Here is a 20,903-nt window from a genome sequence, read left to right on the forward strand (position 1 = left end):
ACGGCATCCATGTCCCACTTCGTGCGACGCCGCGACCTCAAAGCCGCACAAAGTGGGACACGCCCCGCCCACCGCCGCCCGCACGGCATCCATGTCCCACTTCGCGCTGCCAACGGCAGCCCAGAACCGCACCTTTCGGGACACGCCCCGCCAGAAGTGGGACGAGACGCCCGAACGCACGAATGCCCCGGATCCGCGGGCGTCCCACCACCGACGCGGACCCGGGGCACGGTTCGTGCGCCGGAGAACCGGAGCACGGGACGCGCCCCGAAGGGGACGCGTACGTGCCGCACCGCCCCGGGGCCGGCGAAGGGCGCCCGGGACGGCGGGGATCAGAGGCCCTGGGCCAGGCGGTAGTACGCCTGGTTCCAGCGCAGTTCGCTCTGGAAGCCGCGGACCGTGGTGTCGTCGTCGATGACGACGAGCTCGGTCTTGGCGATCTCGGCGAAGTCGCGGAACACTTCGATGCCCACGGCCGTCGTCATGACGGTGTGGTGGGCGGCGCCGGCGGCGAGCCAGCAGCCGGCCGAGGTCGCGAAGTCCGGCGCCGGCTTCCAGACGGCGCGGCCGACGGGGAGCTTCGGCAGGTCGGGGGCGTCGACGTTCTCGACGACGTTGGCGACGAGCCGGAAGCGGTCGCGCATGTCGCTCATCGCGACGACGAGCGCCGGACCCGCGTCGGCGGTGAAGACCAGGCGCACCGGGTCGTCCTTGCCGCCGATGCCGAGCTCGTGGATCTCCAGGCGCGGCTTCTTCGTCGTGAGCGACGGCGACACCTCGAGCATGTGGGCGCCGAGGATGCGCTCGTTGCCGGGGACGAGGTCGTAGGTGTAGTCCTCCATGAGCGAGGCGCCACCGGGGAGGCCCGCGCCCATGACGTTCGCGACGCGCACGAGGATCGCCGTCTTCCAGTCGCCCTCGGCGCCGAAGCCGTAGCCCTCGGCCATGAGGCGCTGCACCGCGAGACCCGGGAGCTGCTTGAGCGCGCCGAGGTCTTCGAACGACGTGGTGAAGGCGCCGAAGCCGCCCTCCTCCAGGAACGAGCGGAGGCCCAGCTCGATCGCGGCGCCGTCGCGCAGCGACTGGTGGCGCGCGCCGCCGGGAAGGAGCTCGTCCACGACGTCGTAGCTGTCGATGTACTCCTGCACGAGCGCGTCGATGTCGGCATCCGCCGCCTGCTCGACGGCCTCGACGAGCTCGTTGACGCCCCACGTGTTGACCTGCACGCCGAAGCGCAGCTCGGCCTCGGTCTTGTCGCCCTCGGTGACGGCGACGAAGCGCATGTTGTCACCGAACCGCGCGAGCTTGAGGGTGCGGGCGGCAGTCCACCCGGCGGCGGCGCGCTCCCAGTCCTCGATCTGCTGGCGGACGGCGGGGTTCGACACGTGGCCGACCACGGTCTTGCGGGCGACGCCGAGGCGCGTCTGGATGTACCCGAACTCGCGGTCGCCGTGCGCGGCCTGGTTGAGGTTCATGAAGTCGAAGTCGATGTCGTTCCACGGCAGCTCGACGTTGGCCTGCGTGTGCAGGTGCAGCAGCGGCTTCTGCAGCGCGTCGAGCCCTGCGATCCACATCTTCGCGGGGCTGAAGGTGTGCATCCACGCGATGACGCCGATGACGTCGTCGCGGCCGTTGATCTCGAGGGCCATGCGGCGGATGCTGTCGGAGTCCTTCAGCACGGGCTTCCAGACGACCCTCACCGGGAGGCCGGCGAGGCCCTCGACGACGGCCTGCGACTGCTCGGCGACCTGCTTCAGGGTCTCCTCGCCGTAGAGGTTCTGGCTGCCGGTGACGAACCAGACCTCGTAGCCGTCGAGGTCGTTCTTGAGCTTCGTGCGGGTCATGACTGTTCCTTTTCGGGTGATCAGAGGGATGCCACGGCGGCCGCCTCGACGGCGAGGCCTGCGCGGTAACGGTCGAGGTAGGCCGAGAATCCGGCGACGTCCGCCGGATCGGGGTCGGCGGTGATGATCGGCGCGTCGGCGAAGACGGCCTCGGCGAGGTACGTGTCGAGGTCGCGGCCGGCGCCGTCGGCGACGTATGCCGCGAGCACGGCCATGCCCCACGCCCCGCCCTCGGACGCGGTCTCGGCGACGGCGACGGGCGCGTCGAGCGCCGCCGCAAGGAAGCGCTGCGCGACCCCGGCGGTGCGGAACATGCCGCCGTGCGCGTACATCTTGTCGAGGCCGACGCCCTCGCGGTGGAGGACGTCCATGCCGAGCGCGAGCGTCCCGAAGACGCCGTACAGCTGCGCGCGCATGAAGTTCGGCAGCGTCAGGCGACTGTCGGGGGTGCGCACGACGAGGGGGCGCCCCTCGTCGAGCCCCGCGATGGGCTCCCCGGCGAGGTGGTTGTACGCCAGCAGCCCGCCGGCGTCGGCCTCGCCCTCCAGCGCCGCGGCGAAGAGCGCCGCGTAGGTGGCATCCGGGGTCTGCGTCACGCCGGCCGCGGCCGAGAACGCGGTGAACATGTTCGCCCACGCCGCCAACTCGCTCGCGCCGTTGTTGCAGTGCACCATCGCCACGGCGTCGCCCGAGGGCGTCGTCACGAGGTCGAGCTCGTGGTGCACCTCGCTGAGCGGACGCTCGAGCACGACCATCGCGAAGATGCTCGTGCCGGCGCTGACGTTGCCCGAGCGCGGCGCGACCGCGCCGGTGGCGACCATGCCGGTTCCGGCGTCGCCCTCGGGCGGGGCGAACGGGATGCCGGGACGCAGGGCTCCGGTCGGGTCGAGCAGGGCCGCCCCCTCAGGCGTGAGCGCCCCCGCGGCCGCCCCCGCGACGAGCACCTCGGGCAGCAGATCGGCGAGCGCGGGGACGCGTCCGGCGGCGAGGCCGTCGTAGCGCGCGACGAGGTCGGCGTCGTAGTCACGGGTGGCGGAGTCGATCGGGAACACGCCCGACGCGTCGCCGACGCCCAGCACCTTCTCGCCGGTGAGCTTCCAGTGGACGTAGCCGGCCAGCGTGGTGAGGAAGCGGATCTCGGGCACGTGGGGCTCGGCATCCACGACCGCCTGGTGCAGATGCGCGATCGACCAGCGGAGCGGGATGTTCACGCCCAGGAGCTCGGTGAGCTCGGCCGCCGCGACACCGGTGTTGGTGTTCCGCCAGGTGCGGAAGGGGGCGAGCAGCTCCCCGTCGGCGTCGAACGCGAGGTAGCCGTGCATCATCGCCGACACGCCCATCGCGGCGTACCGCTCGGGGGTGACGCCGTGCTTCTGCTGCACGTCGGCGACGAGCTCGGCGTAGGCGGCCTGCAGGCCCGACCACACGGCATCCAGCGAGTAGGTCCACAGCTTGTCGGTGTAGACGTTCTCCCACTCGTGGGAGCCGGTCGCGAGCACCTCGGCGTTCGGGCCGATGAGGCAGGCCTTGATGCGGGTGGAACCGAGCTCGATGCCGAGCGAGGCGCGGCCTTCGGTGATGTGCGCGTTCATCGGCGGTCGTCCGTGCTCTGTCCGTAGACGTTCTGGTAGCGGTTGTAGAGGGCGTCGATCTTGTCCTGCGGGATCGGGATGAGGGGGCCGGCCTCGCGCGCGATGTGCACCGTGCGGGCGACGTCCTCGAGCATGACGGCGGCCTTCACGGCATCCTTCGCGTTCGTGCCGATCGTGAAGGGGCCGTGGTTCTGCATGATCACGCCGCGCGAGCGGTGGCCGCGCAGGGTCTCGACGATCCCGCGACCGATCGAGTCGTCGCCGATGATCGCGAACGGGCCGACGGGGATGGGGCCGCCGAACTCGTCGGCCATCGCCGTGATGACGCAGGGGATCTCTTCGCCGCGCGCCGCCCACGCGACGCCGTAGGTGGAGTGGGTGTGCACGACGCCGCCGACCTCGGGCATGTTGCGGTACACGTAGGCGTGCGCCGCGGTGTCGCTGGAGGGGCTGCGCTCGGAGCCGGGGGTGCCGGGGAGCGCGGTGCCGTCGAGGTCGCAGAGGATCATGTTCTCGGGGGCGAGGTCGTCGTACGAGACGCCCGAGGGCTTGATGACGAACAGGTCGGCCCCGGGGACACGACCCGAGACGTTGCCGCCGGTCCAGACGATGAGGTTGTAGCGCACGAGCTCGGCGTGCAGTTTCGCGACGTCGGCGCGGACGGCGTCGATCGCCTCCTGCACCTCGGGCGTGAACGTGACGGCATCGGACACGCGGGGTCTCCTTCGACTCTGTCGGTGGCGGGTTCGCGTGTCATGTTACCGGTAACATGGCGCGTTGGCGAGAGATGGATGCCTCGCAGCTGTCACCCCGAGGATTCGGGGCGCGATTCTGCGTTCGGGGCGTGAAACGAGCGCCCCGAACGCAGGAATCCGCCCCAAACCCCGTGAAGGGGATGCCACGACCTGGCGGCGCGACGGGGCCGGACCGGCGCGGGCCGCGTAGCATCGGCGGGTGCTCGGCTTCGACGGCTCCCTCCCGCACCGCCCGCGGCGGATCGCCGTCGCGGGAGTCTCGGGCGTCGGCAAGACGACGCTGTCCCGACGTATTTCGGCCGTCACCGGCGCTCCGCACGTCGAGATCGACGCGCTGTTCCACGGGCCCGGTTGGACGCCCCGACCGGAGTTCCTCGACGACGTCCGCGCGCTCGTCGAGGAGGATGCCTGGGTGACGGAGTGGCAGTACTCGGATGCCAGGCCACTCCTGACGGCGCGCGCCGATCTGCTCGTATGGCTCGACCTGCCGTTCACGACGGTCACGCTCCCCCGCGTCGTCGCCCGCACGCTCCGCCGCCGCCTCGGCCGCGAGCCCCTGTGGAACGGGAATATCGAGCCGCCGCTGCACACGTTCTTCACCGACCCCGAGCACATCGTCCGCTGGTCGATCTCCACGCGCGGGAACTACCGGGAACGCCTCCCCGCCGTCGCGGCCCAGCGCCCCGAGCTGCCGATCGTGCGGCTGCGCTCGACGCGCGAGGTGGAGCGATGGCTGTCCGGCCCGCTCGCGGCATCGGTGCACTGAAGACGGGCTCGACTCCGGCATAACGGACCCGAGGAGGCCGCCTCGTCCGCCTCCACCCGGGTTTGGGGCGCGATTCTCCGTTCGGGGCGTGAAAGCGACGCCCCAACCGCAGGAATCCGCCCCAAACCCCGAAGGGATGCCACGCCCTGGACGCGCGCGCCCGAGCGTCAGCGCGGTGCGGCGGTCGACGCCCGCGGGACCAGAACCGGATCCGCCGGAGGAGCGGCGTCCTCGCCGAGCACGGTCGCCACGGCCTCCGCCGCCTCGCCCTCGACGTCGAGGCGCACCGTGGTGAGCGAGGGCGCGTAGAAGGCGGCATCCGGGTTGTCGTCGAAACCGGCGACGGCGACGTCGGCCGGAACCGCGAGCCCCCGCGCGGCGAGCCCCGCCATGAGCCCGAGGGCCATCTGGTCGTTGGCGACGGCCACCGCGGTGGCGCCGGCGCGCACGTGCGCGGCGACCGCGGCGGCGGCGACCGCACCGGACGCCGCGCTCCAGTCCCCCTCGACGCGCCCCTCCCGCGAGAGGTCGCGGCGCGTTATGGCGTCGGCCACGCCGGCCGTGCGGGCGAGGGCTTCGCGCCAGTCCGCGGGACCGGCGACCTCGACGATGCGGCGATGTCCGAGGTCGGCGAGATGATCCACGACGAGGGCGGCCGCGTGGCGTTGGCGGATTCCCCGCTCGCCGTACAGCGGCACGATCGGAACGTCGTACCCCTCGAGAGGAGTGGCGCGGTGCGCCGCGACGAGCACGATCCCGTCGACACCCTGGTCGAGCAGGTGGCGGACGGCGGCGTCGATGTCGGCCGGGTCGTCGGAGTCGGTGTACGCGGTCGAGATCCACCGACCCCGCGCCCGCGCGGCCCGCTCGAGCGCCGCGATGCCCGCCGACGGACCGTGCAGGACGGCATCGGATGCCACGACCCCGACGGTCCGGGTGAGACTCGTGCCCAGGGCGCGCGCGGCGTTGTTGACGCGGTAGTCGAGGGCGGCGACCGCCGCGAGCACGCGTTCGCGGGTGGCATCCCGGATGCCGGGATACCCGTTCAGCACCCGCGAGACGGTCTGCGTCGAGACGCCGGCGGCGTCGGCGACATCGCGCATGCCCGTGCGCTTGATCCCGCCGTCGCCGCTCATGGTCCTTCACAGTAGCGGCGCGATTCGATCCCGCAGGGGGCTATACTTGTATATACATGTTGACCTCCCGGCGATGACGCCGGTGGAGAGGAGCGGCCATGAGCGCCACGAAACGCCCCGCGACGACCGAGGAGCAGCCGTGCGCATCGGCCTCCTGACCAGCGGCGGCGACTGCCCCGGCCTGAACGCCGTCATCCGCGGCGCCGTCCTGCGCGGTTTCGCCGCGGGAGGACACGACTTCGTCGGATTCCGCGACGGATGGCGCGGAGCGACGACGGGCGAGCACGTCGTCCTCGATCGCGAACGCATCCGCGGCATCGCCAAGCAGGGCGGCACGATCCTCGGCTCCAGCCGCTTCAACCCGTTCGACAACGGCGGCGTCGAGCGGGTCCGAGAGAACTTCGCCGAGCTCGGCGTCGACGCCCTCATCGCGATCGGCGGCGAGGGCACGCTCGCCGCCGCGCAGCGCCTCGGCGACGGCGGCATCCACGTCCTGGGGGTACCGAAGACGATCGACAACGACCTCAACGGCACCGACTACACGTTCGGATTCGACACGGCCGTGCAGATCGCCACGGACGCGATGGACCGCCTCCGCACCACCGGCGACTCCCACGGGCGGTGCATGGTGGCCGAGGTGATGGGGCGGCACGCGGGATGGATCGCGTTGCACTCGGGCATGGCCGCGGGAGCGCACGCCATCCTCATCCCCGAGCGACGCACGACCATGACCGAGATCACGACATGGGTCGCCGACGCGCGGGCCCGCGGCAAGGCGCCGCTGGTCGTCGTCGCAGAAGGATTCATCCCCGATCAGGCCGATGATCCGCACTCGGAACGTGGACTGGACGCCTTCGGACGCCCGCGCCTCGGCGGAATCGGGGAACGGCTGGCGCCGCAGATCGAGGCGCTCACCGGGATCGAGACTCGGGCGACGACGCTCGGCCACATCCAGCGGGGCGGCGTGCCGTCGGCCTTCGACCGCGTGCTCGCGACCCGCATGGGCATGGCCGCGACCGAGGCCGTCCTGCGCGGAGAGCGCGACCGCATGGTGTCCCTCCGCGGAACCGCGCTCACGACCGTGCCCTTCGCCGAGGCGCTGGACGAGCTCAAGACCGTCCCCGCCGAGCGCTACGCGGAGGCCGAGGTGCTCTTCGGCTGAACAGGGGTGCGCAGAGGGGGCCCGGACCGTGCTGGTCCGGGCCCCCTCGGCATCCGTCGTCAGAGCAGGATCGTGAGCGGCGACTCGATGAGGGCCGCCAGACGGTCCAACCACCGCGCGGCGATCGCACCGTCCACCGGACGATGGTCGACCGACAGCGTCACGGTGACGACCGTCGCCGCCTCGAGCGAGCCGTCCGCTCCCACGACCGGACGCGCGGTGGCGGCGCCGACGGCCAGGATCGCCGCCTGCGGCGGGTTGATGATCGCGGCGAACTCGTCCACCCCGAACATGCCGAGGTTCGAGATCGAGAGGGTTCCGCCCTCGAGCTCGGACTGCTGCAGACGCCCCTCGTTGGCGCGGGCCACGGCATCCTTGATGGCGAGCGAGAGCGCGGTCAACGGCATCGACTCGATCGAGCGGAAAGTGGGCGTGACCAGGCCTCGCTCGCTCGCGACGGCGACGGAGACATCGGCGGTGTCGAACCCGACGACGGCGTCCTCCGTCCAGATGACGTTCATCTCCGGCACGTCGACGAGAGCGCGCGCGGCCGCCTTGACGAAGAAATCGTTCACCGAGACCCGGACCGACGACTGCTCGTTGATCTGCGCCCGCAGCGACAGCAGAGCATCCACGCGCAGGTGACGCGTGAGGTAGAAGTGCGGCGCGGTGCGCTTGCTCTCCTGCAACCGATTCGCGATGAGGCGGCGCAGCTTGGTGTGCGGCGTCGCCGTCCCCCCGGCCGGCACCGCCGCGGGAGCGGCCGCGGGGGCGGGTGTCGCCACCGGCGCGGCAGCCGGAGCGGGAGCCGCGGCGGCCGCCTCGACGTCGGCGCGGACGATCCGGCCGCGCGGTCCCGACCCCGTGACGCCGGACAGGTCGACGCCCTTGTCCGCCGCCACCCGACGCGCGAGCGGGCTCGCGAGGATGCGTCCCGCGGACGCCGACGACGGGGCGGAGACCTCGTCGGTGACGAGCGCGGGTGCGGCATCGGCCGGCGGCGCGGCGGGGGCCGCCATGTCCTCCGCGGCGAGGTCCGCCGACGGTGCCGTAGCCGAGCCGCTCGACACCGCCGGGTCTGTGTCCGCCGACTCGGACGAGGGAGCGGATGCCGCTCCCCCACCGAGCTGGGCGAGAAGCGCTTCCGCCTCGGCGGGGTCCTCGCCCGGGGCGAGGAGAATAGCGATCGGGTCACCGACGGGGACCATCGACCCGGATTCCGCCACGAGGGCGTAGATCACGGCATCCTCGTCGATCTCGATGTCGACGACGGCCTTCTCGGTCTCGACCGAGGCGACGGTGTCGCCGGCGGAGACGGTGGCGCCCTTCTCGACCGTCCAGAATTCCAGTGCCGCCGCGTCCGAGTCGGCGGACACCCCGGGCATGCGCAGGTAACGAGCCATGTCAGTGGTCCTCTCTCGCGGCTCAGACGATCGCCGTCAGCGCGGCGACGATGTCATCGGTGGTGGCCAGCGCGGCCGCCTCGAGCACCTTGGAGATGCTGGGCGACGACTCCGCGCCGGTGACGCGCTCGACGGGAGCGTCGAGCCAGTCGAAGTAGCGGCGCTGGATCTCGTCGGCGAGCCAGCCGCCGTACGACGTTCCCGTCGAGCCCTGCTCGACGATGACGACGCGGTTGGTCTTGCGGATCGATTCGCCGATGGTGTCCCAGTCGACGCTGGCCTTGTCGAGCCAGCGCAGGTCGATCACCTCGCCGTCGACACCCGCCTTCTCGACGGCCTCGACCGCGCGGTGCACCATCGACAGGTAGCTGATGACCGTCACCTGCGCGCCCTCACGGCGCACTGCGGCCTTGCCGAACGGCAGGCAGTAGTCGAGGTCCTTGGGCGCGTCCCCGACGGACTTGTACAGGTCGGCGTCGTGCTCGAGCACGGCGACGGGATCCTTCAGGCGCATCGCGGTGTTGAGGAGACCGACGTAGTCCAACGGCGACGACGGGGCGATGATGCGCCACCCGACCGAGGTGGCGAGGATGCCGGCGGGATCCATCGAGTGCTGCGACCCGTAACCGGTGTTGGTGCCGATCTTGATGCGCAGCAGCAGCGGCATGTCGTGGTCGCCGCCGAACATGTGACGGGCTTTGCCGATCTGGTTGAAGAGCTGGTCGGCGGCGACCCAGAGGAAGTCGGCGTACATCAGCTCGATGACCGGGTAGTAGCGGCCGTCGAGGGCGAGGCCGCCACCGAATCCGGTGAACGCGTTCTCGCTGATCGGGGTGCCCAGGGTGCGGTCGGGGAAGTCGTCCGAGAGGCCCTTCGTCGCGCCGCGGGAGCCGCCGTTGAGACGGTGCACGTCCTCGCCGAGGACGACGATCGAGGAGTCCTGCTCCATCCGGCGATGCATGACCTCGGCGATGACGTCGACGAACTTCTTCTCTTCGAGCTCGGACGCGGCGAACTCCGCGTTGTCCTTGACGGCCACGTCGGTGATCGCGGGGATCTCGCCCCGGATGCCGAGGTTGATGGTGTCGGTCGACGGCCACAGTTCGGCGCGCAGCCGCAGCTGCCCGGGCTTGCCGTTCGGGTCGGCCTCGACGACGGTCGAGCCGACCTCCTGCATGATCTTCTTCGCGCGGGTGCGCACGGCCTGCGCCTCGTCCGCACTCAGGATGCCGCGGCGCACGAGGTGCGATTCGACCAGGGCGATCGGGTCGCGGTCGCGCCAGCCCTTCTCCTCCTCCTTCGTCCGGTAACCGAACGCCGAGCCCGGGAAGGGGCCGTTCTGGTGGAAGAAGCGGTAAGTGTCGGCCTCCACGATCGTGGGACCGCCGCCGGTGCGCATGAGCTCGACGGCCTGCTGCATCGCGAGGTAGACGGCGAGGGTGTCCTGTCCGTCGACGCGCCAGCTCGGGATGCCGAAGCCGAGGCCGCGTCCCGACAGGCGCGCCTCACCGGTCGCCTCGGTGACGGTCGTCGACACGGCGTACTGGTTGTTCTCGATGAAGAAGCACGTGGGCGTCTTCCACGCCGAGGCGAGGTTGAAGCTCTCCAGCACCGAGCCGATGTTGACCGCGCCGTCGCCGAAGTACGTCACGGCGACGTTGTCGGTGCCCGCGTGCTGGTCCGCCCAGCCGAAGCCGACGGCGAACGGCACGGCGCCGCCCACGATCGCGTTGGTGCCCATCGCTCCGGCTTCGGTCCACTGCAGGTGCATCGACCCGCCGCGGCCCTTGCAGTACCCGTCGCGCAGTCCCGCGATCTCGGAGAGCGCGCGGTACAGGACCTCCCGCACCTCGGGCGAGAACTCCGCGGTCGCGTCGAATCCGCCCGGCTGGACGTGGCCGAAGGCCTTCGCCAGGAACTGGTGGTGTCCGCGGTGCGACCCGTTGACCTGGTCGGCGCTGACGAGGGGGAGGGCGGAGCCCACCGCGCCGCCCTCCTGTCCGATGGAGGAGTGGGCCGGGCCGTTGATCAGCTTCTGCCCGGCGAGCTCGAGCACGTACTCCTCGAAAGACCGGATGAGGTGGAGCTGCACCAGCATCGTCTGCAGGAGCACCGGGTCGGCGGCATCCCAGTCGGCCTTCGTCGTTCGCAGTTCGACCCACGGCGCCGCGGGCTCCAGCTTGATGGTCTCAGCCATGATCCTCATCCTCGATGAATCATCCGGCGCGCGTCGGCCGGACTGACGTCGGGACGACGCTGTCGGATAGGCTTTCGCGAAGCCGAGCGGACGTCGTCGTACCCGTTGTAAAAATACAATACAAGTATATACAAGGTTAGACGAGTTTGTCTCACTTGGCGACGACCACGAACGGCGACGCGCACACGGGCGATGTCGCGACCGCCGCACGGAAGGGGCATGGGGATGACCGAGAAGCTGGACCGCGACTCTGCGACACCGCTCTACATCCAACTCGCGGACGTGATCCGCGACAAGATCACCCGCGGCGAATGGGTACCGGATCAGAAGATCCCGTCCGAGAACGAGCTCAACCAGATCTACGGCATCAGCCGCATGACCGCGCGCCAGGTGCTGGCCCGGCTGGTCGACGAGGGCCTGCTCTTCCGCGTGCAGGGCAAGGGCACGTTCGTCTCGCGGCGCAAGATCAGCACCCGCTCGCCGTCGTACCAGGGCATCCGGGAGCAGCTCGAGCAGCAGGGCTACGCGACCGAGACCGAGGTGCTCGCGAGCGCGCTCGTGGATGCCGATGCCCGCGCGTCCACCGCACTGTCGGTGCCGGAGGGGACGCCGGTCTACAACATCCGCCGCCTCCGCCGCGTCGAGGGGCACCCGATCAGCCTGCACGAGTCGTTCGTCCCCCGGGCGCTCGCGCCCGAGATGCTGGACCGGGATCTCGCCCACGAGCAGCTGTGCACGGTGCTCGACCGCGACTTCGGCCTCCGCATGGCCGGCGTGACCGAGACCCTCGAGACGACCACCGCCTCGGCGTCGGTGGCGAAGCTGTTCGGTACGCGCGCCGGCACCCCCCTGCTCCTGCTGGAGCAGCGCATCGCGGCACCGGACGGCACCCCGTTCGAGTTCAGTCGCATCAGCTTCCGCGGCGACATGATCCGGCTCGAGTTCCACTACGACCTGACCTGAGACCGCGCATGACGAAGGCCCCGCCGCGGCGGGGCCTTCGTCATGTCGATGTTCAGGAGCGTGCGGCGAGGATCTTCTCGAGACCGTCCACGCCGATGACGCCGCGCCCGTCGCGCACGTCCAGGCCCGAGCGGACCGTGGCGGGGGTCCGCGCGTCGCCGACGACGTCGACGATCACCGCGGCGGCCGGGAACTCGTCCTCGGCGGTGAAGTGGCTCACGGTCACCACGTGGGCCATGCCCGCGGCTGCGGCGGCCGCGGCACCGGACTGCGAATCCTCGATCACGACGATCTCGTCCGCGGTCCGACCGAGCGACTCGGCCGCCAGGAGGTAGATGTCGGGTGCGGGCTTCTTCGCCGGCACGACGTCTCCGGCGAACACCCCGGCCATGCGACGGCGCGTCTCAGGGCCGACGACCGAGGCCAGCACGGCCTCCACGCTCTTCTCGGCGGACGTCGAGGCGCAGGCGACCTGCCACCCCGCATCGAGGGCCTCGGTGACGATGCGCGCGATCCCGGGCCGTCCGGGAAGGGCGCCGCCCTCGACCAGCTCGACGTAGATCTCGGACTTGCGCTTGTGCGCGCGGACGACGAGATCGTCGACCTCCTCGGAAGTGCCGAGATCGATCTCGGGATGCTGCGCCAGATACGCGCGCAGGCGCTCCTTGCCCCCGCCGATGCGCAGGAGCGGACCGTACTCCTCCGCGCTCCAGCGGAACGGCATCCCGAGCTCCTCGAAGGTGCGATTGAAGGCGACGAGGTGGCCGTCGAGTTCGGTGTCGGCGAGCACGCCGTCGCAGTCGAGGATGAGGGCGCGCCCGGTCATGCGGACACCGCCTGACGCGAGCCCGAACGGAACAGCGCGATGTGCTCGGTGACGACGTCCTCGACCGCGGCCCCGATCTGATCGAACAGGCGGACCGGCTCCCACTTGCCGGAACGCTCCGCGTCGGCGAGGTGGTCACGGGCGGCGTACATGTACGCGAGCTTCAACGCGGTCGAGATGTTGATCTTGGAGACTCCCGCGTCGATGAATCGCGCGAACTCCTCCCCCGACAGCCCCGTGCCGCCGTGGAGAACGATCGGGATGTCGGTGAGCGCCGCCAGCGCGGACACCCGATCGAACAGCAGGACCGGCGAGGCCTTGTAGAGACCGTGCGCGGTCCCGAGAGCGGGCGCGATGAGATCGGTGCCGGTCTCCTCGGCGACGGCGACGAGCTGCTCGTCGGGGTAGAAGTGCACGTTCGGGTCGTCCGACCCCACGCCGTCCTCGACACCCACGATGTTCTCGATCTCGCTCTCGACGTCGACGCCGGCCGCGTGCGCCTCCTCGACGACCTCAGCCGTTTCCTGGCGCGCGACGTCGAACGGGCGGTCGGACGCGTCGAAGAGCACCGACGACCAGCCGTGCGCGATGGTCTCCGTGATGACCGCGCGATCGGGGCAGTGGTCCAGATGCAGGGCGACGGGCACGTCGGCCGCGTCCGCGGCGGCGCGGGCGAGACCGGCGAGGACCTCGGCCCCGAAGTACTTCACGGTCTTGACCGACGTCTGCAGGATGATCGGCGATCCGGCGCGGTCGGCGGCGCGCACGACGGCGGCGATCGAGATGCCGTCCACGATGTTGACGGCGGGGATCGCGTAACCGTTCGCGCGCGCTTCGCGGGCGAGAAGCTTCGTGCTGGCGAAAGTCATTGGGGGTTCCCTCCTCGGGATCGGAGCGGCTCTGCTGCGATCGGTCAAACTAACAGTACAAGTATAGCCAACCCTATACAACTAGCTCGTCGCGACGCTTCCGACGGCGCGATCCGCGCGGGCGAGGACACGGTCGAACAGCCCGTCGTCCCAGCGCCCCGCGAGGACCAGCACGTCGGCGAGCGTCAGGCGGTCCCGCATGAACGGCAGCGCGCTCAGGGCCCACCGCGCGCGCTCGGCGGATACGGCGGGGCGCAACTGGGCGAACGTGGACGGCGCACCCCACGCGCGGAGAGCCGCGACCGGGAGCGCCGGGTCGGCCGCGAGGGCGCGCAGCGTCGTGACGTGCTCGTTCCGGCGCCCGAAGAAGTCCTCGATCGCCGGTGCCGCCGCGCCCCACCGGCGCATCTTGGCATCCACTGCCCGCCAGCACTCGTCGCCGAGCGCCCCCGACGGATCGACCGGATGCCAGACCGCCCGCACCCGCTCCTCGAGGTCGGCCGGGACGGCGAGATCGTCGGGATCGAGATCGAAGACGCGCTCATCGGTCAGCGCCACGTCCCACAGGGCCGCGGACAGGATGCTCGCGACGCCCACCTGAGCGCCGTGCAGATCGTGCGCCGCGCCCTCGGCCAGCGCGGACATGTCCAGGACGTGGCTGAACAGGTGCTCCACCCCCGACAGGGGCGCAGTGGTGCCGGCGTCGCCGATGACGAGTCCGCCGACGGTCAGCACGTCCACGAGCGCGGACAGACGATCCGCCGCGGTCGACGACGCGTCCGACAAACGCGGCGCGAGGTCGCGCACGGGGTCCACGAACCGGCCGTCGTACCGCCCATCGTCCATGCCGAGGGCGCACGCGAGGTACCAGTCGGCGGGCGAGGACCAGATGGCCACGGCATCCCCCACCCCGGCACGCGTCAGCTCGCTGGGCGCGTCCGCCACGATGTCGTGGTCGATGAGCAGGATGTCGGGCCAGCGACTGGGCACGGTGCGCTTGGCGCCCTTGCGCACGAGGACCGAGAGCGGGTCGGCGAAGCCGTTGACGCTCGCGGCGGTCTGCACGGCCACCAGAGGCACCTCGAGCGCCGCCGCGACGACCTTGCCCAGATCGCTCACGGTCCCCGACCCCACGGTGACCACCACGGCCGCGCCCGTCGCATCGGCGGTCACCGCGTCGACGGTGGCCTCGTCGAGCGTCACGCCGTGCGATCCGGACGGCACCCGCACCGTCCGACGCGGCCGGCCCGGTGACACGGCGGCCGCGACCGCGGCATCCACGTCCCCGCCGGAGAAGGTCTTCGGCACGCCGTCGGTGACGAGGACCACCTCGCCGGACGGAGCGAGCTCGTCGACCAGGGCCCCGAGACGACGGAGCGCGCCGGGTTCGGCGACGAGGCGCATCGCGCCGCCCGAGGAGGACGAAGCCCGTTCGGTGGGACTGAGCGAGGTCATGGGGGATCCTTTCCGGCGCCGCGGGCGGCGCGTCGGCATCAGTGGACGGCGAGGTCGACGTCGAGGAGGTCGTCGATGCGGTCGAGGACGAAGTCCGGGCGCTGCTCGAGGGGAGCGGCATCCAGGAGGGCGAGGTCGGTCTCGCCGGTGAGGACGAGGGCCGACCGCATCCCGGTGTTCTTCGCGAAGAGCATGTCGGTGGCGAGTCGGTCCCCCACCATGACCGAGGTCGCCGGGTCCAGGCCCGTCTCGGTCGCGATGATCTCCAGCAGGTCGCGGGACGGCTTGCCGAACACCGCTTCGCACTCGATCTGCGTCCCGGCGGTGATCGCCGCGGTGATGCAGGCCGCGTCCGGCTCGCCGCGCCCGCCCGGGAAGGGGCAGAAGCGATCGGGGTTCGTCGTGACCAGGCGCGCCCGCCGGTGGAACCACAGGGCGTCGAAGGCGATCTGCAGCTTGCGATAGTCGAAGGTGCGGTCGTACGACGACACGACGAGGTCGATGCGCTCGGGGTCGTCGCTCATCCGGATGCCGGCCTCCGCGAGCGCTTCGACCAGCGGGGTCTCCCCGATGGGGAAGACCGCCGCGTCGGGCATCGTGCGGCGGATCCACGACACCGTGGCCGCGAGACTCGTGTAGACGTCCGACACCTCGGTCGGGAGCCCGAGCCGGGTCAGCTTGCGGGCGTACTCGTCCGGCCGCTTCGTGGGGTTGTTGCTGCAGAAGATGACGCGCTTGCCGCGCTCGCGCAGCCCCTCGATGAGCCGCTGCGCACCGGGCAGGAGCGCCTCGCCCAGGTAGATCGTGCCGTCGAGGTCGAAGACGTACGACGCGAAGTCGGGGATCGGTCCGGTCGGGGTCATGCCACCGCCGCCCACCCGCGGGTGAGGTCGCGCGCGGCGCGCCACCCGGCATAGAGCTCGTCCGCGCGCCCGGCGTCGATCCGCGGCTCGAAGACCCGGTCGACGACGTACTTCGCCTGGACCTCCTGCAGATCGCGGTACACGCCGATCGAGAGACCGGCGAGCATCATCGCGCCGAAGATCGTCGCCTCCGAGTTCTTCGGGCGCACCACGGGGATGCCGAGCACGTCGGCCTGCAGCTGGCACAGGAGGTCGTTCTTCACCGCGCCTCCGTCGACCCGCAGCTCGGGGATCTCGAACGAGGAGCCGGTGACCGCGGCATCCACGAGATCCCGGGTCTGGTAGACCATCGACTCCACCGCGGCGCGGATGATGTGGAGGCGGTTGGTGGCGTTGGACATCCCGACGATCACGGCCCGCGCGGACGGATCCCACGTCGGGGCGGCGAGGCCGGTGAAGGCCGGGACGAGGTACACGCCCTCGGTGCCGGCGACCTGGCCCGCGTACCACTCGCTGTCGGGGGCGGCGTGGATGAGCTGGAGGTCGTCGCGCAGCCACTGCATCGTCTTGCCCATCGCGTAGACGACGCCCTCGGTCTCGTACATCAGCTCGCCGCGGATGTTCCAGGCCGCACTGGGCGTCAGTCCCTCGGGGCGGAACGGGGTCGGCCCGTTGTTGATGTTGAGGACGCCGGCCGTCCCGTACGTCATCTTGACCTGGCCCTGCGCGTGCGCGGCCTGCCCGAAGAGTCCGGCCTGCTGGTCGCCCAGGTTCGCGGCGATCGGCACGGGCGCGCCGAACGTGGCCTCGATCGTGCCGAAGTGCGCGTCGGACGGCAGGATCTCGGCGAGCATGTGGCGCGGGATGCGCATGCCGCGGAGGAGGTCGTCGTCCCAGTCGCAGGTCTCGAGGTTCATCATCATCGTCTGCGACGCGTTGGAGGGCTCCGTCACGAAGGACTCGCGCCCCGTGAGGTTCCAGATGAGCCAGGTGTCGACGGTGCCGGCGAGCAGCTCGCCGCGCTCGGCCCGTTCCTGCGCGCCGGGCACGTGGTCGAGGATCCAGCGGATCTTCGAGGCCGCGTAGAACGCGTCGGGCACGAGCCCCGTGCGCTCCTTGATGAGCGCGCCGAACCCGGAATCCACCCACTGCTGCACGATGCCGTCGGAGTGCCGCGAGGCCCACACGATGAGGTTGAAGATGGGGCGCCCGGTGTCCTTCTCCCAGACCAGGGCGGACTCGCGCTGGTTGGTGAGGCCCACGGCGCTGAGCTGCGCCGGGGTGATTCCGGCCTGGTTCATCGCCTCGCGCATGACGTCGAGCTGGGTGTGCAGGATCTGCATCGGATCGTGCTCGAGCCAGCCGGGCCGGGGCGAGATCTGCGTGAGTTCGGACTGGCCGAAGCCGAGGACGTTGGCGTCCTCATCGATGACGAACGCCCGAGCGCTCGTGGTTCCTTCGTCGATGCCGAGGATGTACTGCGTCACAATGTCCCACTTCGTCGGGGTGCGGTGGAGCCCGCGCGGCGTTCCGCGGGCAGGGCGGAGCACCGGTACGCGCGTGCGTACCGGTGCTCCGTGCGGGGGTCAGGCGACCTGGACCTTCTTGGTCCACCCCTTGGTCAGCTCGCGCGCGGCGGTCCAGCCCTCGTAGCGGGAGTCGGCCTCGTCACGGCTCATCTGCGGCTCGAAGACCCGGTCGACGACCCACTTGGACTCGAGCTCCTCGAGGCTGGAGTACACGCCGGTGGTGAGACCGGCGAGCAGCATGGCTCCGAAGATGGTGGCCTCGGCGTTCTTCGGCCGGATCACGGGCACCCCGAGCATGTCGGCCTGCAGCTGGCACAGCAGGTTGTTCTTCACGGCGCCGCCGTCCACGCGGAGCTCGGGGATGGTGAGGTCGGAACCCGCGAGCGCCGCCTCGACCACGTCGCGGGTCTGGAAGACCATCGACTCCACGGCGGCGCGGATGATGTGCAGGCGGTTGGTGGAGTTGCTCATGCCGATGAGGGCCGCACGCGCGTACGGGTCCCACGTGGGTGCCGCGAGTCCCGTGAAGGCGGGGATGAGGTAGACGCCCTGCGTGTCCGGAACCTGTCCGGCGTACCACTCGCTGTCGGGCGCGGCGTGGATGAGCTGCATGTCGTCACGCAGCCACTGCATCGTCTTGCCCATCGCGAAGAGCACGCCCTCGACCTCGTACGCGGTCTGGCCCTGGACTCCCCAGGCGAGGCTGGGGGTGAGTCCCTCGATGCGGCGCGGGGTGCTGCCGCAGTTGATGTTGAGGACGCCGGCGGTGCCGTATGTCATCTTCACCTGGCCGGGCGTGAACGCGGCCTGGCCGAAGAGGCCGGCCTGCTGGTCGCCGAGGTCGGAGCCGATGACGATCGGCGCGCCGAAGGTCGCCTCGATCGTGCCGAAGTTCGAGTCCGACGGGACGATCTCGGCGAGCATCCCGACAGGGATGTTGTAGTGGCCGAGGAGCTCCTCGTCCCACTGCAGGGTCTCGAGGTTCATCATCATCGTGCGCGAGGCGTTGGAGTAGTCCGTCTTGAATGACTTCCGCCCGGTGAGGTTCCAGATGAGCCACGTGTCGACGGTCCCGGCGAGCAGCTCGCCACGCTCGGCCCGTCCCTGCGCGCCCGGCACCTGGTCGAGGATCCAACGGATCTTGGATGCCGTGTAGTACGCGTCGGGGATGAGACCGGTGCGCTCCTGGATGAGGTCGCCGATCCCGGCATCCACCCAGCCCTGCACGATGTCGACGGAGTGCCGCGAGGCCCAGACGATGGCGTTGTAGATCGGGCGGCCGGTCTCCTTGTCCCAGACGATGCCGGTCTCCCGCTGGTTGGTGAGCCCGACCCCCGAGAGCTGGTCGGGGGTGATGCCGGCGTCGCGGAGCGCGGCGCGGATGACCTCGAGCTGCGTGTTGAGGATCTGCATCGGGTCGTGCTCGATCCAGCCGGGCCGCGGGTAGATCTGCGTCAGTTCGGCCTGACCGAACCCGACGACGGTGGTGTCCTCGTCGATGACGAAGGCACGCGCGCTCGTCGTTCCTTCGTCGATTCCCAGCAGGTATTTGACCATGGGTGCTCCCACTTCATCGTGTTGGAGGTGAATGCGTCGTCGGGCACGGGCACCGACGGCACGCTGAGGCTAATCTGGCATGACTTGTATAGTCAAGTATTGCCCTGTAAGTCGCAGGTCTCTACTCTGTGATCCGGTCGGTAGCGCCCGACCGAAGGCTATCCCTTTCCGCGCACACAACGACGTGAAGCCAAGGACACACATATGGACATCGACCTCTTCTCGATCCTCGCCGCCGCCGCCGGCGGCTTCTTCGGCGCCGCCATCGGCGCTCTGCAGGCGTTCATCTTCACCGGGATCATGGTGCTCATCGGGCTCGTGAGCCTGATCGCCGATCCTTCCTCGCCGATCCTCGGTTCGATCGCGTTCGGCCCCGCGTTCGGGCCGCACATCTCGTTCGCCGGCGGCGTGGCCGCCGCCGCATACGCCGCCCGCAAGCACGACCTGCTCGGCAAGGACATCGTCACGCCGCTGGCGAAGTTCGCCCAGCCCGACGTCCTGCTCGTCGGCGCGCTCTTCGGTGTGTTCGGCTACTTCCTCCAGAAGGTCGTGGCGATCATCCCGTGGTTCGGCACCCACACCGACGCGGTCGCCGTCACCGTCCTGACCTCCGCGCTCCTCGCCCGGATCATCTTCGGCCGCAAGGGCGTCTTCGCCCGGAACTCCTCCGGGGCGAGCGGCTGGGCGGCGTACTCGCCGTCGGACGAGGGACGCTGGATCGAGGGACAGGAGAAGTTCGTCCCGAACACCGTGCTCGGCCTCTTCGTCGGCGGACTCGGCGCCTTCGTCGCCATCACCATCGCGCAGAACGTCCCGTCGATCGCCGGAAGCGCCGCGACGTTCATGTTCGGCGTCTCGGCGGTGTCGCTGATCTTCCTGACGATCGGCATCCCGGTCCCGGTGACCCACCACATCACGCTGCCGGCGGGTGTCGCCGCGGTCACGTTCCTCCCCATCGTGGGCGGGCAGGCCTGGGCGGCCATGCTGATCGGCATCGTCGCGGGCGTCCTCGGTGCATGGGTCGCGGAGGTCTTCGCGCGTCTGTGGCTGGCCCACGGCGACACCCACATCGACCCGCCCGCCGCGGCGATCTGGCCGGTCACGACCCTCGTCCTGGGCGTCGCCGCCCTCTTCCCGGCGGTGAGCTGACACATGCCGCACGAGACCGGGGCCCCGCACCGCATCGACGCCGTCGCCCTGGACGTCGACGGCACCATCGCGGGCGCCGACCACGTCGTCAGCGCGCGCACCGCCGCCGCGATCGCCGCGGTCCGCGACGCGGGGCTCCCGGTCTTCCTCCTCACCGGCCGGTCGCGCCGCAGCGTTCTCGGACTCGCGCGCGAGCTCGGCCTGCGCAACCGCGTCGCCGCAGCGAACGGCTCGGTCGCCTTCGACCCCGTCACGGACGAGGACACGCGCGTGGCGCCGATGTCCCCCGTAGACGTCGCGGCGGCCGTCGCGCTCCACCGCTCCACCGGGCTCGCCCTGACGTGGTGGGAGCGCGACACCATCTGGGTGGATGCCGCCGGCCCCGCCGCGGACGAGTTGATCGCCCTGGGCGAGGCACCCGACGCCATCCGGGTCGGCGACCCGAGCGGCATCCGTCCGGACACCACCCTGAAGATGATGCTCCACGGCACGCCCGGCGCCCTCGACGCCGCGGCGCCCGAGGTACGCGCCGCCCTCCCGGACGCGGCACGCTCCATGGACACGTTCTGGGAGTTCGTGGCCCCGGACGCCCACAAATGGGCCGCGCTGCAGCACCTGCTAGACGGGCGGATCGACCCCGCGCACGTGCTCGGCATCGGCGACGGCGGCAACGACGTCCCGTGGCTGAGCCGCATCGGACACCCCGTCGCGATGGGCAACGCCCGCGACGAGGTCAAGGCGCTGGCCCGCCACCACACGCTCCACCACGCGGACGACGGCGCCGCGGTGGTCCTCGAAGAACTCGCCGCTCGACTCCCCCGCCCGCGACGCTGAAGG

17 protein-coding genes are annotated in these 20,903 nt (G+C 70.8%); 5 read left to right on the plus strand and 12 right to left on the minus strand.

Annotated elements, in window-relative coordinates; genetic code table 11:
• Positions 1–332: 332 nt before the first annotated feature.
• Genes araA through QM517_RS08050 form a run of 3 tightly spaced genes read right to left on the minus strand, consistent with a single transcriptional unit; the run spans position 333 to position 4,149 of the window.
• Entirely contained in the window at positions 333–1,844 is a 1,512-nt protein-coding gene (araA, locus tag QM517_RS08040) for an L-arabinose isomerase (protein WP_283286436.1), read from the minus strand.
• Between the two features lie 20 nt (positions 1,845–1,864).
• Entirely contained in the window at positions 1,865–3,436 is a 1,572-nt protein-coding gene (locus QM517_RS08045; protein ID WP_283286437.1) for a xylulokinase, read from the minus strand.
• A complete protein-coding gene (locus QM517_RS08050; RefSeq protein ID WP_283286439.1) occupies positions 3,433–4,149 on the minus strand; it encodes an L-ribulose-5-phosphate 4-epimerase in 717 nt (238 codons plus the stop codon). Before QM517_RS08050 ends, QM517_RS08045 begins: the two co-directional genes overlap by 4 nt.
• 241 nt (positions 4,150–4,390) lie before the next feature.
• Between QM517_RS08050 and QM517_RS08055 the strand changes: the two genes are divergently transcribed.
• Complete coding sequence (locus QM517_RS08055) at positions 4,391–4,957, plus strand: AAA family ATPase (RefSeq protein WP_283286441.1); 567 nt, start codon at positions 4,391–4,393, stop codon at positions 4,955–4,957.
• A gap of 167 nt (positions 4,958–5,124) precedes the next feature.
• Here the strand turns inward: QM517_RS08055 and QM517_RS08060 are convergent, their stop codons facing one another.
• Positions 5,125–6,093 carry a LacI family DNA-binding transcriptional regulator gene (locus QM517_RS08060; protein ID WP_077052513.1) on the minus strand — a complete coding sequence of 323 codons (969 nt, stop codon included), beginning with the start codon at positions 6,091–6,093 and terminating at the stop codon, positions 5,125–5,127.
• Between the two features lie 139 nt (positions 6,094–6,232).
• Between QM517_RS08060 and QM517_RS08065 the strand changes: the two genes are divergently transcribed.
• Positions 6,233–7,255, plus strand: a complete 1,023-nt coding sequence (locus tag QM517_RS08065; RefSeq protein ID WP_283286442.1) for a 6-phosphofructokinase — start codon at positions 6,233–6,235, stop codon at positions 7,253–7,255.
• Positions 7,256–7,314: 59 nt separating this feature from the next.
• Here QM517_RS08065 and QM517_RS08070 read toward each other — a convergent pair whose 3' ends face one another.
• Positions 7,315–8,658, minus strand: a complete 1,344-nt coding sequence (locus QM517_RS08070; protein WP_077052515.1) for a dihydrolipoamide acetyltransferase family protein — start codon at positions 8,656–8,658, stop codon at positions 7,315–7,317.
• A 22-nt stretch (positions 8,659–8,680) separates the two neighbouring features.
• Positions 8,681–10,855: an alpha-ketoacid dehydrogenase subunit alpha/beta gene (locus tag QM517_RS08075; protein ID WP_283286444.1), complete on the minus strand. Its 2,175-nt coding sequence runs from the start codon at positions 10,853–10,855 to the stop codon at positions 8,681–8,683.
• Positions 10,856–11,080: 225 nt separating this feature from the next.
• On the opposite strand from QM517_RS08075, the gene QM517_RS08080 reads away from it, so the two are divergent.
• Entirely contained in the window at positions 11,081–11,818 is a 738-nt protein-coding gene (locus tag QM517_RS08080) for a GntR family transcriptional regulator (RefSeq protein ID WP_283286446.1), read from the plus strand.
• A 52-nt stretch (positions 11,819–11,870) separates the two neighbouring features.
• Here QM517_RS08080 and QM517_RS08085 read toward each other — a convergent pair whose 3' ends face one another.
• The 6 genes from QM517_RS08085 to QM517_RS08110 form a co-directional block, all read right to left on the minus strand.
• Positions 11,871–12,644, minus strand: coding sequence for an HAD-IA family hydrolase (locus QM517_RS08085; protein ID WP_283286448.1), 774 nt, complete (start codon positions 12,642–12,644; stop codon positions 11,871–11,873).
• The gene (locus QM517_RS08090) at positions 12,641–13,513 is read right to left on the minus strand and encodes a class II fructose-bisphosphate aldolase (protein WP_283286450.1); all 873 of its coding nucleotides are present in this window, start codon (positions 13,511–13,513) and stop codon (positions 12,641–12,643) included. Before QM517_RS08090 ends, QM517_RS08085 begins: the two co-directional genes overlap by 4 nt.
• Positions 13,514–13,594: 81 nt before the next feature.
• On the minus strand, positions 13,595–14,968 hold the full coding sequence (locus QM517_RS08095; RefSeq protein WP_283286452.1) for an iron-containing alcohol dehydrogenase: 1,374 nt from the start codon (positions 14,966–14,968) through the stop codon (positions 13,595–13,597).
• A 38-nt stretch (positions 14,969–15,006) separates the two neighbouring features.
• The gene (locus QM517_RS08100; RefSeq protein WP_283286454.1) at positions 15,007–15,831 is read right to left on the minus strand and encodes an HAD-IIA family hydrolase; all 825 of its coding nucleotides are present in this window, start codon (positions 15,829–15,831) and stop codon (positions 15,007–15,009) included.
• Positions 15,828–17,318, minus strand: a complete 1,491-nt coding sequence (locus QM517_RS08105; RefSeq protein ID WP_283286455.1) for an FGGY family carbohydrate kinase — start codon at positions 17,316–17,318, stop codon at positions 15,828–15,830. The genes QM517_RS08100 and QM517_RS08105 overlap by 4 nt, the downstream gene beginning before the upstream one ends.
• 99 nt (positions 17,319–17,417) lie before the next feature.
• Positions 17,418–18,917 (minus strand): FGGY family carbohydrate kinase, encoded by a 1,500-nt coding sequence (locus tag QM517_RS08110; protein WP_283286458.1) that lies wholly within the window; start codon positions 18,915–18,917, stop codon positions 17,418–17,420.
• A gap of 204 nt (positions 18,918–19,121) precedes the next feature.
• Between QM517_RS08110 and QM517_RS08115 the strand changes: the two genes are divergently transcribed.
• Both QM517_RS08115 and QM517_RS08120 read left to right on the plus strand, forming a co-directional pair.
• Entirely contained in the window at positions 19,122–20,066 is a 945-nt protein-coding gene (locus tag QM517_RS08115; protein WP_283286460.1) for a hypothetical protein, read from the plus strand.
• A gap of 3 nt (positions 20,067–20,069) precedes the next feature.
• A complete protein-coding gene (locus QM517_RS08120; RefSeq protein ID WP_283286463.1) occupies positions 20,070–20,900 on the plus strand; it encodes an HAD-IIB family hydrolase in 831 nt (276 codons plus the stop codon).
• Positions 20,901–20,903 lie beyond the last annotated feature (3 nt).

Origin of the sequence: Microbacterium sp. IEGM 1404 (assembly GCF_030056775.1) — a bacterium.
Lineage (GTDB): Bacteria > Actinomycetota > Actinomycetes > Actinomycetales > Microbacteriaceae > Microbacterium.